This window comes from Taibaiella koreensis, assembly GCF_003545715.1.
GTDB classification, from domain to species: domain Bacteria; phylum Bacteroidota; class Bacteroidia; order Chitinophagales; family Chitinophagaceae; genus Taibaiella; species Taibaiella koreensis.
This window is the reverse complement of the sequence record NZ_QVNU01000009.1, coordinates 150,651-165,840: the sequence shown is the minus strand read 5'-3', so window position 1 is coordinate 165,840 and position 15,190 is coordinate 150,651. Positions and strand designations below refer to the sequence as shown.

At 52.0% G+C, this 15,190-nt stretch carries 16 protein-coding genes; 2 read left to right on the top strand and 14 right to left on the bottom strand.

Annotation, left to right across the window (positions count from 1 at the left end; all coding sequences use genetic code 11):
- Window positions 1-34: 34 nt before the first annotated feature.
- A complete protein-coding gene (locus DZK30_RS23760; RefSeq protein ID WP_118976692.1) occupies window positions 35-2,920 on the top strand; it encodes a T9SS type A sorting domain-containing protein in 2,886 nt (961 codons plus the stop codon).
- A 619-nt stretch (window positions 2,921-3,539) separates the two neighbouring features.
- On the opposite strand, the gene DZK30_RS23750 is transcribed toward DZK30_RS23760, so the two are convergent.
- From DZK30_RS23750 to DZK30_RS23695, 12 genes are all read right to left on the bottom strand, one after another.
- The gene (locus DZK30_RS23750; RefSeq protein ID WP_118976690.1) at window positions 3,540-4,040 is read right to left on the bottom strand and encodes a DinB family protein; all 501 of its coding nucleotides are present in this window, start codon (window positions 4,038-4,040) and stop codon (window positions 3,540-3,542) included.
- A gap of 55 nt (window positions 4,041-4,095) precedes the next feature.
- A complete protein-coding gene (gene dinB / locus DZK30_RS23745) occupies window positions 4,096-5,208 on the bottom strand; it encodes a DNA polymerase IV (RefSeq protein ID WP_240432981.1) in 1,113 nt (370 codons plus the stop codon).
- A gap of 80 nt (window positions 5,209-5,288) precedes the next feature.
- On the bottom strand, window positions 5,289-7,628 hold the full coding sequence (locus DZK30_RS23740) for an FdhF/YdeP family oxidoreductase (protein ID WP_118976688.1): 2,340 nt from the start codon (window positions 7,626-7,628) through the stop codon (window positions 5,289-5,291).
- A gap of 2 nt (window positions 7,629-7,630) precedes the next feature.
- A complete protein-coding gene (locus tag DZK30_RS23735; RefSeq protein WP_118976687.1) occupies window positions 7,631-7,999 on the bottom strand; it encodes a DUF7009 family protein in 369 nt (122 codons plus the stop codon).
- Between the two features lie 11 nt (window positions 8,000-8,010).
- On the bottom strand, window positions 8,011-8,820 hold the full coding sequence (fdhD, locus tag DZK30_RS23730) for a formate dehydrogenase accessory sulfurtransferase FdhD (RefSeq protein WP_240432980.1): 810 nt from the start codon (window positions 8,818-8,820) through the stop codon (window positions 8,011-8,013).
- Between the two features lie 57 nt (window positions 8,821-8,877).
- Window positions 8,878-9,480 (bottom strand): NTP transferase domain-containing protein, encoded by a 603-nt coding sequence (locus tag DZK30_RS23725; protein ID WP_118976685.1) that lies wholly within the window; start codon window positions 9,478-9,480, stop codon window positions 8,878-8,880.
- Entirely contained in the window at window positions 9,477-9,971 is a 495-nt protein-coding gene (locus tag DZK30_RS23720) for a hypothetical protein (protein WP_118976684.1), read from the bottom strand. Before DZK30_RS23720 ends, DZK30_RS23725 begins: the two co-directional genes overlap by 4 nt.
- Window positions 9,958-11,004, bottom strand: a complete 1,047-nt coding sequence (locus tag DZK30_RS23715; protein ID WP_205529555.1) for a hypothetical protein — start codon at window positions 11,002-11,004, stop codon at window positions 9,958-9,960. The genes DZK30_RS23720 and DZK30_RS23715 overlap by 14 nt, the downstream gene beginning before the upstream one ends.
- A 56-nt stretch (window positions 11,005-11,060) precedes the next feature.
- Window positions 11,061-11,501 carry a hypothetical protein gene (locus tag DZK30_RS23710; RefSeq protein ID WP_118976682.1) on the bottom strand — a complete coding sequence of 147 codons (441 nt, stop codon included), beginning with the start codon at window positions 11,499-11,501 and terminating at the stop codon, window positions 11,061-11,063.
- A gap of 32 nt (window positions 11,502-11,533) precedes the next feature.
- Window positions 11,534-11,923, bottom strand: a complete 390-nt coding sequence (locus DZK30_RS23705) for a hypothetical protein (RefSeq protein ID WP_118976681.1) — start codon at window positions 11,921-11,923, stop codon at window positions 11,534-11,536.
- 51 nt (window positions 11,924-11,974) lie between these two features.
- The gene (locus DZK30_RS23700; protein WP_118976680.1) at window positions 11,975-12,391 is read right to left on the bottom strand and encodes a hypothetical protein; all 417 of its coding nucleotides are present in this window, start codon (window positions 12,389-12,391) and stop codon (window positions 11,975-11,977) included.
- A gap of 132 nt (window positions 12,392-12,523) precedes the next feature.
- Window positions 12,524-13,081, bottom strand: a complete 558-nt coding sequence (locus tag DZK30_RS23695; RefSeq protein ID WP_162903396.1) for a hypothetical protein — start codon at window positions 13,079-13,081, stop codon at window positions 12,524-12,526.
- A gap of 184 nt (window positions 13,082-13,265) precedes the next feature.
- On the opposite strand from DZK30_RS23695, the gene DZK30_RS23690 reads away from it, so the two are divergent.
- Window positions 13,266-13,706 carry a hypothetical protein gene (locus DZK30_RS23690; protein ID WP_118976678.1) on the top strand — a complete coding sequence of 147 codons (441 nt, stop codon included), beginning with the start codon at window positions 13,266-13,268 and terminating at the stop codon, window positions 13,704-13,706.
- A 131-nt stretch (window positions 13,707-13,837) separates the two neighbouring features.
- On the opposite strand, the gene DZK30_RS23685 is transcribed toward DZK30_RS23690, so the two are convergent.
- Window positions 13,838-14,296 (bottom strand): hypothetical protein, encoded by a 459-nt coding sequence (locus DZK30_RS23685; protein WP_118976677.1) that lies wholly within the window; start codon window positions 14,294-14,296, stop codon window positions 13,838-13,840.
- A gap of 310 nt (window positions 14,297-14,606) precedes the next feature.
- A complete protein-coding gene (smpB, locus tag DZK30_RS23680) occupies window positions 14,607-15,074 on the bottom strand; it encodes an SsrA-binding protein SmpB (protein WP_118976676.1) in 468 nt (155 codons plus the stop codon).
- Window positions 15,075-15,190: the final 116 nt, after the last annotated feature.

The window sequence follows — 15,190 nt, the reverse complement described above, 5'->3', positions numbered from 1 at the left end:
TATTTTATTTTTATAGGACCAAACCAAAACCTGAATGGCAAAAAAGCTACACTTTCCCTCAAGGGCACTCTCGTCGTGCCTGTTCCTGCTCTTTATCGCTGCAGCCTCTGCCCGCGCCCAACAAGGCAAATGGGTCGTTGGAGGCGGATCGCCGCTGACACCACCACCAACCAGCAATGCCTTCGACCTGGCCAAAGAAATAGCCACAGACGAGCATGGCAATGTCTACATGCTGACCGAGTTTATGGGATCGGGTAACCTTGTTATCGACACCATCACCTTTCCCGTGCAATCAGGCATCAGTTCTCAATATCAGGCCAAGACGGCCTTGCTGAGCTTTAACTGTGACGGCCGGATCCGTTGGGGAAAAGTACTGGAAGGCACCAACCATACCCGCTTTACCGGCCTGGCCTGTAGAAACGGCAACGTATATATCGCCGGTTCGGCTCCGGGCGGCGGCGCGGCCAATATGCGTTACTTTGGCCCCGATAGTACCATGAGCGCCAATTTTTACGCTTCGTGGCTCATCAAGTACGATACTTCGGGCCATTACCAGTGGATGCGCAGCCAAGGCGACAATTCGCTTAATGCGGTTTCTGCACTGAGCAACGACATAGGGCGCCTTGTCCTTCAGGATACATTGATTCACTACCTGAAAGTGCTCAGGGCGAGCGGCGTGCCGCTTATGCCTTCCGTTACCAGCCAACGTGGCATTTACGATTTCGTTTATACCCCACAGGGCAATCTGCTCAGCGCTACCAGGCTGCCGCTCAGCGATTCGCTGATGATCATCAATATGTCCAATCCCTGCTCGCTCTATGAGCCCAGCAATACCCTGTATGTTAGTATTGTAGCCGAGACCCTGGACCGGGCTTACGGCACAGCTACCTTCGATGCATCGAGAAACCTCATCAGCCTCGATACCTTTACCACAACAGGCGCTGCCTATATCGGGCACAAAGCATGCGGCTTCCGTTATGGCAACGCCCAATATTATTTCGGCAGCTTTTTCGGCTCCGACTGCACCTTTAAAGGGCAAACCTTCATCAACCCCGGCGGTAGCCTGGGTCGTTTCGGCTTCGTTATGAAGCTCGACCTGAACAACAACCTCATCTGGAGAAAAGCGATCGATGGCATCGGCATAGCCGACACCGGCCCTACCACCATGTATGAAAATTTAAGCAATGGTAAGCTGATCATTACCGGCCTTGCCAAAAACATTATCATCGGGAACGATTCCATGCTGACACCCGGCATCACGGGAAAGATCCCTATTGTGATCTTCGATTCGCTGGGTAATCTGCAGAAGATGGATTATATCCGCAACAACGACCCCGCCGGTCAGGGTCTGGGTGAGAACGGCATCGAGATCGCCTGCTTCAACGATAATATTTATATCGGCGGCGCCTTGAAAGACAGCATCTGGCTGGGCAATTCCGGTTACAAGACACATGGCGGTCCTACCGACTTCTTTATTGCCAAATACGGCTATAACTGTAACTGCACACCGCCGGTATCGGCTTTTACCCATACTACACCCAATGCCGCCGGTCTTGTGAGCTTTACCTATGCCGGCACACCGGGAGCAGACAGCGTACGCTGGAATTTTGGCGATGGCGGCACCAGTACCCTGCTTAGCCCCAACCATACCTTTGGCATGGGCAACCATACCGTATGCCTTACCGTCTATAATGCCTGTGGCGGCACCCAAAGCTGCCAACCGGTCGATATTTCCTGTCCGCAGCCGGCCGCCGCTTTCAGCTATACCCTTGCCGGCACTACCGTCAATATGACTTATACCGGAAGCACGCCGGTGGATAGTGTGCGCTGGCTTTTTGCACCGGGACAAACCGGTACCGGTAATACAGCCAGCCACAATTACGGTGCGCCCGGATCCTACAATCTTTGCGTAATCGCCTATAAGGACTGCGGCAGGGATACCGCCTGCCAGCTGGTAACCATTACCTGCCCGCAGCCCAATGCCAATTTCAGCTATACGGTGACCAATACCACGGTCAATGTAAGCTATACCGGCAGCACGCCCACCGACAGTATCCGCTGGGTATTTGCACCGGGACAAACGGCCACGGGTAATACGGCCAGCCACAACTTCAATATGGCCGGTACCTACACGATCTGCGTCAAGGCCTTCAGAGGCTGTGGCAGCGATACGCTGTGCCAGCCGGTCACTGTAAGCTGTCCGCAACCCAATGCCGCCTTTAGCCATACTGCCAGCAACACTACCGTTAATGTAACCTATACCGGCAGCACACCGGTAGACAGTGTGCGCTGGACTTTTGCACCCGGGCAAACTGCTATGGGCAGTACGGCCAGCTATACCTATAGCGCGCCGGGTACTTACCAGGTATGTGTCATCGCTTATAAAGGCTGTGGCAGCGATACCACCTGTCAGCCGGTTACCCTTACCTGCCCCGCTCCCGAAGCCGCATTTAGCTATACGGCCAGCGGCAGAGCGCTGCAATTCACGTATACCGGCTCTACACCCGTCACCGCTGTAGGATGGCGGTTTGGCGACGGTCAGCTGGCTACAGGCAATACCGCCAGCCATACTTACAGCAACATTGGCGATTATACCGTATGCGTGAAGAGCAGCAATAGCTGCGGCGTCGATAGCAACTGCCGTACAGTCACTGTGGACAACGGTGTGGGCGTCGACAATATTACCCATACAACCACCATACTACTTTATCCCAATCCTGCCCTGCAAACGGTTATCGTCGAGCGGGCGCAGCCGGGTACCGAGTTGGCCTTGTTCGATGTAGCCGGCAAATGTTTGCAAAAGATCACGGTAACGCAAAGCCCGCAAAAGATCGATGTGAGTGCGCTGGCGCCCGGCATCTATACTTTCCGTGTGCTAAGCGGCATACAGCAGGGCTCCTGGCGGTTTATCAAGCAATAGACATTACCCTCTTTCGTTGCGTAACAAGAAGGTCCCATGATGAAAATCGTGGGATTTTTTTTGGATCATAATATTCATCAGATTTTTTTGGGCTTGATCTCTTAGATGCCGCATTTTCCTTTTCATCTTGCGCTTCTGAACAAAACGGCATTGGCCTGGCAACAGTTAACCTCGCCTTCGTGATCATAGCATGTCCTGACCGGTAGGAACCTGAGGCGATCCGAACGATAGTTCGAATATGCTTGTATTTCAAAACAAAGAAATACTCCCTGATTAAAAGTTTTCTCCCTCAGCTTTTCCGCTTGATCCGGTTGCGCGAAGCATTCCATTTTTTCCACAAAAAGGTAGCCCTCCTTGGAGGGAGGGCGAAACCAAAAACCAATAAACCAAACACACCAGAGGATGGTGTTATGAAAATTTAACCAGAATTATCAGCACAAAAAGTGTGCCAAAAATAAATCATGAAATCACAAGATCAATTAGAAAAATAGCAATAAAATGATTATCAATAAAATAGGAAATGTCATTTTCTGCTTGAGCAAGATATCACAAGCAATTTTGTAGTACTTCTATGACATCGTTTATATGATATCCATCCTCATCAAACAGGCTGTGGTATTTATGCCAGGCGATCTTCCCATACCGGCCCATAAAGACCGGGAACCCTGTTGCCGGTAGACCGCAGATAAACGATCATCTCACCCCGGTGATGATACAAGTGATTCATAAGAAAGCCGCGGGCTACTACCGCACGAGGCAACTCCGGCATCAGCAGCCGGCCCTCCCGCTCCATACGCCAGGTCTCGCCCATCGACTCCTCGCTGGCCGATTCCAGGGCTTCCCGGGCTTTACTTACATTTTCTTCAAACTTAGCCATAATAGCGCCCATATTGCTGATATCGCCCTTATCGTATTGATAGTTGCCCATATCGAATACGCGCTGCTGCAGCGTAGCCGGATACCAGTTATAAATCTCTGCAATGTGGCTGGCCAGCTGCGCCGTAGTCCAGCTGTGTTCGGCAGGCTTCCAATCAAGTGCGCCGTCGGGAATGGCCGCCATAAGCCGGCGGGTATTCTCTGCTTCGTGCAGGAATTCACCAAGAAGTGTTTTAACGATCATGTCTTTTTGATTTAAAGATACGGGCTTTACCAGGCATAGCAAAGCCGGTCGCAATTCAGAAGAGCTCCAACTGACGGGGGCCGCCCGGCTGGCCCGGATCGGGCCGCGGCTCCTCGAAGTTGGACAGTGAGATGCCGAGCAGCCGTATCTTGCGGCCTTCCAGGTCGAGCCGCTGCAGCAGGCTCCTGGCCGTTTCGAGAATGGTTTCGTAATCGTTGACCGGCAGTGTATACGAATGGTTACGCGTCAATTGTTTAAAGTCGCTGAACTTTACTTTAAGCGTGATCGTACGGCCTTTGAGCTCATAGCGCTGTAAACGTTGCACTACCCTGCCGGCGATCTTCTCCAGCTCCCGGTCAAGGTCTGCCGGCAGGTCAAGATCCTGCTCAAAAGTATCTTCGGAGGCCACCGACTTGATCTCGCGGTGCGGTTGTACAGGCCGTTCGTCTATCCCTCTCACCATGTAATAATAGAAAGAGCCTGGTTTGCCGAAGCGCCGTATCAGCTCTTCTTCTGATAATCGCTTCAGGTCGGCGCCGGTAAACAAGCCCATCTGCTTCATTTTTTCCGCCGTCACCCGGCCCACCCCGAAGAATTTTTCCACCGGCAGCTGCTCCATAAAAGCAATGATTTGCGACGGGCCGATAAACGTCAACCCATCCGGCTTATCCATATCTGAGGCGATCTTCGCGATGAATTTGTTGACCGATACGCCGGCGGAAGCGGTTAGCTGCAGCTCCTCCTTTATGGCCTGCCGGATAAGACGGGCGATCTCGATAGCCGAACCTATGCCCTGCTTATCGGTAGTTACATCCAGGAAGGCTTCATCAAGAGAAAGCGGCTCGACAATATCGGTATGACGATGGAAGATAGCCCTGATATGCTGGGATACCGTTTTGTAGACATCAAACCTTGGGAAAACAAAGAGGACATCAGGGCAAAGCTGTTGCGCCTTACGGCTCGACATGGCCGACCGGATGCCGAACTTCCGGGCCTCATAGCTGGCCGTGGCCACAACGCCCCGGCGCTCGGGCGGCCCGCCGACCACAATAGGCCTGCCCCGGTATTGGGGATGATCGCGCTGCTCTACGGAAGCATAGAAAGCATCCATATCGATGTGGATGATCTTCCTGTATGTATGCTGGCTTTGGTCCATGAGTCTCTGCATCCAAAAGTAAGCAGAATGGCCGAACAGGTGCTGTTTCGTCAACCAGTTTCCGATAGACTCATGCGCCAGGCCGGGTAGTATTATTCCGGGGCCTCTGTATAGGGCACGAGCAGGTCCTCGTGCCGGCGCAAGGTAAGGATCACCATTTTGGAGGTAGGCGTATTGCTTTTATGGGCAACACTATCGACCGGCACCAGCACGTTGGCCTCGGGAAAATAGGTCGCTGTACACTTAGGGGGTATGGGATATGGCACTGCGATAAATTGGTGCGCTACGCGCGTGGTGTCGCCGTACTGGTTAAAAAGATCGACCACATCGCCTTGCTGCAGGCCCCGCTCATTCATGTCTGCCTGGTTCATCAGGATCACGCGGCGTTCGTTATAAATGCCACGGTACCGGTCGTTGAGCCCGTATATCGTCGTATTGAACTGGTCGTGGCTGCGTATGGTCATCATCATCAGCTCATCACCGGCAAGGGTAATGTGTTCCGGTATTGCGACGTTGAATTGTGCCTTACCGTCGGAGGTATCAAAGCGGCCTTCGCGGTTGCAGTTGGGCAGGTAGAAGCCACCGTCTTCCCGCGCCCTCCGGTTGTAATCTGTAAAGCCGGGTATCGTCTTCTCGATATCGTCCCGTATGGCATCGTAGTGTTGCGCATATTTTTCCCAATTCACCCTGCTGAAACCGCCCATGACGGCCCTGGCCATCCGGCTTACGATCACCGGTTCGCTCAGCAGCCTGGGCGATACCGGTTTCAGAACACCTTTGGATGCCTGTACCACACCCATCGAATTTTCGCAGGTCACAAATTGGTTCTCTCCGTTGATCATATCCTTGTCGCTGCGCCCCAGGCAAGGCAGGATCAACGCTTCCTCTCCATGTACCAGGTGACTCCGGTTGAGTTTGGTCGATATATGAACGGTGAGCCGGCAGCGACGCAACGCAGCCGCCGTATAATTGGTGTCGGGCGTGGCGCTCAGAAAATTGCCCCCCATGGCTATAAAGACCTTAGCCTTTCCCTGGTGCATCGCTTTAATGCTTTCCACCACATCGTAGCCATGTTCCTTTGGCGGTGTAAAGCCAAACTGATCTTCAATAGCATTCAGAAACCGTTCAGAAGGTTGCTCGTAGATCCCCATGGTACGGTCGCCCTGTACATTACTATGCCCCCGCACCGGGCAGGTGCCGGCGCCGGGCTTGCCTATACTACCTTTGAGCAACAGCAGGTTCACCACTTCTTTAATGGTATCGACAGCGTTCTTATGTTGTGTAAGGCCCATTGCCCAACAAGCAATGATCTTCTTTTTATCTTTCAGCAAGGCAGCCGCTTCCCGCACCTGCTCCTCAGGCACGCCGGAATCCTGTACCAGCGCATCAAAATCACATTGGCCAATGTGACGGGCATAAGCATCATAGCCTTCGGTATGCGTTTCAATAAAAGCGGGGTCAAATACCGTACCGGGATGCTGTTGCTCTTCTTCAAACAGCAGCCGTGCAATCGCCTGCAGCAAAGCCATATCGCCATTGATACGCACCTGCAGGAAAAGATCGGTAAGCGCGGCATCTATACCCAGAATACCTTTGAACTGCTGCGGGTTATTGAATCCCATCAACCCGGTTTCCGGCAGGGGGTTTACTGAAATAATGGTGGCGCCCTTACGTTTGGCCTTTTGCAGCGCCGACAGCATCCGGGGGTGGTTGGTGCCTGGATTTTGCCCCAGGATGAGGATCACCTCTGCCTCGTAAAAATCTTCCAGCTTCACCGATCCCTTGCCGATGCCCAGCGATTCGCCCAAGGCTACGCCGCTGCTCTCGTGGCACATATTGCTGCAGTCGGGCAGGTTATTGGTGCCATACTCCCTTACAAACAGCTGGTACAAAAAGGCCGCTTCGTTGCTGGTACGGCCCGAGGTATAGAAAACGGCTTCGTCGGGACTACCCAGCGTATTAAGGTGCAAAGCAATCTTGTCGAAAGCCTCTTTCCAGCCAATAGGTTCGTAATGACTTCCACCTTTAGGCAGGTACATCGGCTGCGCGATACGCCCTTTGCCGCCGATCTCGTAATCGGAAAGCAGCGAGAGATCGAATACGGAATGGTTTTGAAAAAAAGCCGGTGTTAGCTTTTTAGATGTGGCCTCTTCCGCTACGGCCCTGGCGCCGTTCTCGCAATACTCTGCAATGCCCGAGCGTTCGTCGTCGGGATCGGGCCACGCACAGCTGGGACAGTCAAAACCACCTTTTTTATTAAGATGGAACAAGGCTTTGTTGCCACGTACGATCCCGGCCTCGGACAGTACCATCCGGAATGCCGACAGTACTGCCGGCACACCCGCCGCGGTCTTTTTAATCCGGCCCAGCTTCAGCCCCGTAAAGGTTTCGGGATTCTCGGCATCAGGCAAAGCATGCAGCTCTTCTTCCATGATCAGCAGATTTGGTTGGGATTATCGTAATTATCAGACTGGTCTTCGGTAGTATCGTCGATACACTTGAAATCTTTTTCAACCAGCAGGAAAAGTGAGTCCCCTTCCGCCAGCGGCATATGACTGTCGAAGCCGACCACGTCGTTTCCGGCCCAATGCTCCAGCCATGCGGCAGGTATGGCCACGGTAATCTTGTGTTGCTCGTAAGTGGCTGTCAGCCGATCGCCATCTTCTTTGCGTACCAGGGCATAAGTCAAGGCAGAAGGGCCAAAGACCGTTTGCTCCTCATGATAGCCCTTTGTAGTAAGTAAAGCCACGTCTGTTTGCGACAAGCGGTAACGTACCGAATTACCTTTTATCCTTATTTTCATCTGATCTTTTTTTAGTTGGTGAAAACGATCCGCTGGTCACCGGAATAAATATTAAAACGTTCCGCTCTCAGGAAACCCACAAGGGTGATGCCCTGTTCCGCTGCCAGGCTTACCGCCAGGCTGGATGGCGCACCCACAGCGGCTATAATGCGGATGCCGGCCATAGCAGCCTTTTGCACCAGCTCAAAGCTGGCCCTGCCGCTCAGCAGCAGGATTGCTTGTTCCAACGGCAGGTGCTGTCTCATAAAGGCTGCGCCAATGATCTTGTCGAGGGCATTGTGCCGCCCCACATCTTCCCGCAATTCCAGGAGTCTGCCTTCCAAGTCAAACAAAGCCGAAGCATGCAGCCCGCCGGTACTTTCAAATACGTCTTGCTGCGCCCTTAATTGCTCGGGCAGCGTATACAACAACGTTGCAGGAATGCGAAGGTTGTCGGGTTGTGCCGGATAAACCGCTACGGTGCGGATGGCTTCGATGCTGGACTTGCCGCATACGCCGCAGCTGGATGTGGTATAAAAGTTGCGCTCGGCCTGCTGCAGGTTGGGTAATACACCGGGCGCCAGTGTTACCTGCACCGTGTTCAGTTCCGGAAGTATTACCGAAGCGATCTGCGTCGCGTGCTGCAAAATACCCTCGGTAAACAAAAAGCCGGTGGCGAGCTCGGCATCCCGGCCAGGCGTACGCATGGTCACCGATACTTTGCGCAATACCGGTTGCGGCGTATGGTATAGCAACTGGATTTCCAGCGGCTCTTCGACGGCCAGCATATCCTCGGCTGCAGCGCTGCCGTGGCGGCTCACCCTGATGATCCCGGCGGTCATAACGGCGTCATTTACCATGATTCAAAAGTAGGATTAGTTCGGCAGTATCGACCTTTTTCAACCCGTTTTTCTTTGCGCGATACGGGCCATTACCTGCGCGGCGGTCTGCGGATCGTCCACGCTAATTATACTGTCGGCCCAAAGCGGGATATAACGGTCTGCTGCGATGCTTTTCAGGAAATGTTGTAGCGATCTTTGTCCTTCACGGTATTGCTGCTCCATCAAGACTGCGGCCCCTGCCGAATACCAGGCCAGGAGCGGCTCATACAATCCTGCCGCTTCGTTGTAAAAAGCGACGGCCAGGGCTTCCGGGCGCAGCATTTGTACAAAACGCCCCAGCTCCCGCGCCTCCAGCAAAGGATAATCGCAACCGAATAGCAGGAAGGAATGTCCGGGGAAAGCCGCTGTTGCGCTAAGTAAGGCCGCTACCGGGCCTGCATCAAGGTATGGGTCTGTATCGGTAAGTATGGGGAAAGCGCCCGAATGATCTTGCTGCCGGGAATTAAGGGAAAGCAATACCTGGTCGCAGAAGGGTTGCAGCAGTCCGGCCATATGATACCGTTGTGGCAGGCCATGATAAGCAATGAGGCTTTTGTCCTGGCCCATGCGGCTGCTACGCCCGCCGCACACCACGACACCCAGGCAGGAAAGATCGGTCATAGGGGAAATTGCGTGATGATAACAGCCGTTTTTTCAAGATCATATTTCTGCAGTGCCTGCTCCAGCAGGCTGTCCCGCACCACCAGCAGCAAGCGACAAGCCAACCGGCCTTCTTTGCAGGCTGCCACACTGCGTAGCACCATGGGTTCCCAGCCTTCGCCCTGCCCTATCTCCAATCGGCCTACTTCGTCGATCACGAGCCATTCGGCAGTTGGCGGATAAGGACGTTCGAGTATCTCTTTACCCCGCACAAAAGCCTGGCGTGCAAAGAGGAACCGGCCTATCGACACCTTTTCGCCACCATAGGCTTCCGTCACCTCAAAGCTGTGGTACTGCCGGTGCCCTATGTCGTACAACATACGGGCGCCGTCCTTGTCGGGCGTTAATATACCGGCGGCATTGGCGCCACCATCCAGCCAGCGCTGCAGCTGCGTCGTTTTGCCCGACCGCACCGCACCGGTCAGGATATAGATCTGGTCAGGTTTCTTCATGAAGCGAAAGAACGATAAGGCTTAAGATAAAAAAAGACAGCTGTCGCAGCAGGCCCCGCCGCTTGCGGGCCAGCTTCCACGACGGCCGCACAAATCGCCTGAGTCCCGGCAGCATTCCGATAAGCTCCGCTGCCTCCTGCCGCGTACCTTTATCGCGCGACTGCAGCCAATAGCGGATCAGCCGGTTCAGCAAGGGGCGCAACACATAAAACAGGAGGATCACCATGGCCAGGCTGCGCAGGATGACATACAGGATCATATTGTTGCGGAAACGTCCCTCGCCAAACAATACCAGCACGATAAGCCCCAACAGCAATACCAGCATGGCCATGCGCCCGTAATGTCGCCTTTTAACAACAGGCGCGACAACGGCATCTGCCGCCGGCCGGTAAGTATCATAGAAAAGTAAAACCTCCCCGGTATGCCGGCCAATGCGGGCAGGAAGGCCGGCGCTGTAATAGCCGACAAATAACCCCCAAACTACATGAACCAACAAGTATAAGCTTATGATCCAATAGCTGAAAGGCAAATGGCCCGGCAGCGAAAAATCGTGGGTAATACTTTCAAACAGGCGATTAAGCGCTTTCCAGAGCGGATTTCCATAGATCAATGTCAATACGATGAGCTTCTGGGCCGCCGATTCCAGCATAGCCAATGGGGCCAGCAGCATAGCCGCCAGCGTAACATTCCGGATATTACTGTAGAGTAAAGCCCCAAGCAATCCCTGGAAGGCGACCGCCAGGTAAGCCGGTGGCGGCGCATGCGGGCTCACAGTAGCTTTGACAATAAGTACCAGTACGGTGGCCTTAAGCAGGTCTTTGGCGCGTGACTGGCTATACGAGGCGATCAGCCCTATGAGCACCACGGCAAAGCCGCCGACAAAGAAACCGGTAAGCGGGATCTTAAGAGCAAACATGAGCCCCCCAAGGCCACATTCATTCAAGGCCCATAAGGCCGTTAAACGGGTAATCGCTTGTGCCTGGTTTTCGGTTGGTGCAGCAATCATAAATTCGGAGAGATGGTGTTTCTCCACGGCACAAAAATACCTTTTTGATAAGAATCGGCGCCGACAGATTATATATAGCCGTTTTACAACGCTGCTATATAGTGGTCGAGAAAAGCTTCGTCCTTATCCATGAAGGCAGCAATGCAGGCAATCACATCCAGCTCGCCGGCATCCTCACGCTCCGACAGGAAGGCCTTGTCGAGTTTCTCGCCGCCAAACAGGCGTTTACGCATCCGGGGGCGAATATACCGGAGGGTAAAGCGTAGCGCTTCGGGGCTTTGTGCGCCCGTCACATATTCCGGGCTTATATTGAGCGTATGTGTAAGCCCTCCGGCATCCTGATAGCTGATCTCGAAAAACCAGAAATCGTGCAACACATCGTCATGACGGGAATAGATAGCCTCATTCAATGCCAGCCAGGGTATCGTATGGTATAAGGGGATGACCAAAGCAGGTTCCTTCTCACCGTAATGGACAATATCGGGGAGGAAGGGATCGCAAAAAGAAAGTGAAAAGCGGTTCATCGTATGATCGTTGTACCCTGGTTGACAATGGTCTAGGCAGACCTGCCCGGCAGACCCGAATCAAGCACCGTAACCGGGAAAGCGCTTACGATCACTTCGTTGACATCAATAACCAATTGTCTGCGTGTACCAAAAATAGGACGGGCGATAAAGCGGTCAAGCAGTCGGCTGGACCTCATTAAGGAACGCAGTAGCGAATTGGGGCTTACCCAGGCGGTCGAAAGAAATTGCCGGCCATCCTTTTCGACGAAACGGATCTCAACGCCATGATAGGCATTTTGCTGTACGAGCAACAGGCCTTCCCGCCCGGCCATAGCGCCGGAGCCGGCCGCGTTATATGCGATCACATAACGGTACCGGTCTCCGGTAATTCTTCTGAATGCCGCTTCCAGCTCATCGATCCCGGAAAGTACCTGGTTCATCGCGTAGCAAGGCATTGGAGGTTGGCTTTAGGTGGTGGGTAAGGGGCTGTACTAAAATATCTGGGAAGAATCGTCGCTGCTGTTTACAGCATGCTGCAGATCGGCGTAGAAAGCATCGAATTTTGCCTTGTTCCGGCTCTTGAATATTGCCTTTACAATAACCAGGCTGAGCAATATCCACAGCACGCCACCAAAGCCAAAAACAAACTGGCCATAAATGAGGCTCAGGATGGCCGAGACCATTACCGAGCTCAATACGATTGCAGCAATGATCCACAGCACCGGCGGTGTAAAGTCGACCTTGAAGAACTGGGAACGGTCCCGTACCAGGAACTTGAAATTGTCGCTCGGAGCAATGATCGTTCTCGGCGTGAGGAACGGCTTTTTGATCTCGGCGCCCGGGTATTTGGAGGCCAGGCGTGACAATACTTCCTGCAGGGGCTTGCTTTGCGGATTCTGAACCTTCATCTTTTCGTTGGATTAATTACTGTTATATTTGGTATTACAAACTTAGGCTACCTGCGGGTACTGTAAAAGGAGAATATAAATCCGCCGCGGTTTAGGGGCAGATGTGGTGCCGCGGCGCCATATTCGTATAAGTTATTGCAGCCCTCCGCAGCTGTCTGCAGGCTTTATTACCGGCTCTTCCTCGATAACCGGCACGCCACCCATCGACTGATCAGGTATAACGATGACCGGAGCTTCCGGCACAACGGTCTTTATTTTGGGCTTTCGAATAGGCAGCGGCAGCGTGTCTTTCCCGGGCAATGGTGTATACGCCGGCGCTCCCGTTAGTTGTTGCTGGGCCGGCGCTTCGTTAACAGGAGGCTTTTCATTTGGTTTATCGGCGCAGGAGCCGGCCAGGATCGCGAATACGAATACCACAAGAACCGCAATGCGGGCAGGGAAGGAAAGCGGCGACCGGTTGAGCTGCATCACAAATACTTCGGGTTCGGGCAGGGAACGGTCAAGCTGGTCGCTGCGAAAACGGCCGCATGCTCCCTTGTGTTCCCGCAGGTAAGCCAACACGGTTTCCGGTTCCCATTGCGTAAAATCAATCACCGTATGACAGCATTTGCCACAAAAACGGCCGCCTTCGGTCGGTTTCATCTCCTCCCAGGACTGGCTACAGGGTTCGGGAAGTCGTATTATTGCCATATATTCTGCTGTTTTTCTTGTAATGATGCACAACGCTACCTATTCCATAAGTCCTTTATAGCCCGTTGCTGTTCTTTTAGAAATACTTTAATGTATTTTATCCAAACTTTCGTGCTTATTCTTTCATTCCCTAAATAATTGGTATTATTTTTGCTATACAACGTCTAACAAAAAACAACTGTTTATGAAACAACGCCTTTTGATTTTAGCTGCTGCAACAGCTGTAGCCTTTGCAGCCTGTAACGGCGGTAACAACCAAGAAGGTTCTTACACGAAAGCCCAGCTGGATTCTATCACGACTGCGAAGACCGACTCTGCCGCGGCTGCGCTTAAAGCACAAAATGACTCTGCCATCAATGCCAAGGCTGCCGACGAGGCCCGCAAGGCCGACTCCCTGCGCGTAATCGATTCGGTAATTGCAGCAACGAAAAAATCGTCCAGCACCACCACTACTGTTATTAAGAAAAGCGGCAACGGCGGTATTAAGAAAACAACTACTAAAAAAGAGAATGTAGAAGAAAGTAGCGAACCGGCCACTATCGGCAGAGGCAAACCTGCCATGGGCGACAACCAGCCTAAAAAAGAAGATAACAATACGATTGGTCGCGGTAAGCCTAAAATGTAAGCCGTTTCTAAACCTGCTATAAAAAGGGGCTGTCCAAAAAATACGGACAGCCCCTTTTTGCATTCACAGGCGTAACGGCAAAGGGCAGCCTGTATGGCTGCCCTTTGCTAATGGACTAAATCCAGATATTCTTACAGCTTTGTACCCTTAAAGGTGCAGCTGTTGGTAGTTAAGCCGCTGATCGTATAAGTGATCGTCAACTGACCTGTGCTTTGATCCAGGCTGCCGACACCGTTGAAGGTAACCGTAGCGCCGCCGGTACCGATACCGTTGCCTTCAAAAGAGAAGCCATTAGTACCCGTCATGGTACCGGTAGCAGTGAAGGCCTGATTATACACATTGGTATACACCAGCTTCACATCGCTGCTGCTGCTAGCAGTAAGGGTAATTACGTATTCGTCATCGCCCTGTGTACATTGCTCCTGACCTTTCCACTGCCCAACGAACTTATCGCGGCTCAGGGTTTTACAATCTTTTCCTTCATAGCCTACCTGACAAGTGTCATCTTTCGAGCAGGAAGAAAATGTTACCGCAGAGAAAGTGCCTATGGATAACAAGGAGGCAGTTAAGATCAGACGTGCTTTTTTCATAATTTTTGTTTTTGTAAGTGTTTATTGTTTCGTATTTTTTGTTGGTATTTACAAAAGCATTGTGCCGGGGATGTTTCCTCAACGACTATAGGACAACGAGCAGACTTCCTATTGATTTTCAAACGCCTTGTACCGCTATGTAGCTACACAAAATTTGTGCCAAAAATAAACTTCTTCCGAAAAAAACCTTACAAAGAAAACGATAATAAGATTACAACAGATTGTTAATATACCCAAAACAGATGTTCAACAGGAAGACAATAAATAATTTATCAATTTGATAATAATTTATCAGATCAATTTGATTGTATTACCATTCCCCGCTTTTCATATTCCGTTCGGCCTCGCGGTTCTTGATGGTCTCCCGCTTGTCGTAGAGCTTTTTGCCTCTTCCGAGACCGATATCCAATTTGGCGAAACCGTTCTCGTTGATGTAGATCGATAGCGGAACAATGGTAAAGCCTTTTTCCTTGATCTTCTGCTGCCATTTCCGTATTTCTTTGCGGTTGAGCAGCAGCTTCCGTTCCCGTGTAGGATCATGACCGGCGTAGCCCGCGTTGACATATTCGGCGATATGAAGACTCCTGATCCACAGCTCGTCTTTATGAAAAAAGCAATAGCTGTCGTTGAAGCTCACTTTACCCATCCTTACCGACTTGATCTCCGAACCGGTCAGTACAATACCTGCAGTAAGCTTGTCTTCGATGCTGTATTCGAAGGTTGCAGGCTTATTTCTCAGATAGACGCCTTTGCCGGATGTGCTATTGGGTTTAGCCATGGGTATTTGTGGGATCTTGCTGTTTTTTCGGGCTTTCTTAACGTTTAAAGCCCATTATTAACACCTGCAACATTACTAAGTTGCAGGTGGATAAAATTTTGCTACTAAAAATCCCG

Bases quoted from the DNA above. Each gene is read 5' to 3' on its own strand.
- DZK30_RS23740 (WP_118976688.1), bottom strand. From the start codon at position 7,628: ATGGAAGAAGAGCTGCATGCTTTGCCTGATGCCGAGAATCCCGAAACC.
- DZK30_RS23760 (WP_118976692.1), top strand. From the start codon at position 35: ATGGCAAAAAAGCTACACTTTCCCTCAAGGGCACTCTCGTCGTGCCTG.
- dinB (WP_240432981.1), bottom strand. From the start codon at position 5,208: ATGCAGAGACTCATGGACCAAAGCCAGCATACATACAGGAAGATCATC.
- fdhD (WP_240432980.1), bottom strand. From the start codon at position 8,820: ATGACCGCCGGGATCATCAGGGTGAGCCGCCACGGCAGCGCTGCAGCC.
- DZK30_RS23725 (WP_118976685.1), bottom strand. From the start codon at position 9,480: ATGACCGATCTTTCCTGCCTGGGTGTCGTGGTGTGCGGCGGGCGTAGC.
- DZK30_RS23720 (WP_118976684.1), bottom strand. From the start codon at position 9,971: ATGAAGAAACCTGACCAGATCTATATCCTGACCGGTGCGGTGCGGTCG.
- DZK30_RS23700 (WP_118976680.1), bottom strand. From the start codon at position 12,391: ATGAAGGTTCAGAATCCGCAAAGCAAGCCCCTGCAGGAAGTATTGTCA.
- DZK30_RS23710 (WP_118976682.1), bottom strand. From the start codon at position 11,501: ATGAACCGCTTTTCACTTTCTTTTTGCGATCCCTTCCTCCCCGATATT.
- DZK30_RS23750 (WP_118976690.1), bottom strand. From the start codon at position 4,040: ATGATCGTTAAAACACTTCTTGGTGAATTCCTGCACGAAGCAGAGAAT.
- DZK30_RS23705 (WP_118976681.1), bottom strand. From the start codon at position 11,923: ATGAACCAGGTACTTTCCGGGATCGATGAGCTGGAAGCGGCATTCAGA.
- DZK30_RS23690 (WP_118976678.1), top strand. From the start codon at position 13,266: ATGAAACAACGCCTTTTGATTTTAGCTGCTGCAACAGCTGTAGCCTTT.
- smpB (WP_118976676.1), bottom strand. From the start codon at position 15,074: ATGGCTAAACCCAATAGCACATCCGGCAAAGGCGTCTATCTGAGAAAT.
- DZK30_RS23735 (WP_118976687.1), bottom strand. From the start codon at position 7,999: ATGAAAATAAGGATAAAAGGTAATTCGGTACGTTACCGCTTGTCGCAA.
- DZK30_RS23695 (WP_162903396.1), bottom strand. From the start codon at position 13,081: ATGGCAATAATACGACTTCCCGAACCCTGTAGCCAGTCCTGGGAGGAG.
- DZK30_RS23685 (WP_118976677.1), bottom strand. From the start codon at position 14,296: ATGAAAAAAGCACGTCTGATCTTAACTGCCTCCTTGTTATCCATAGGC.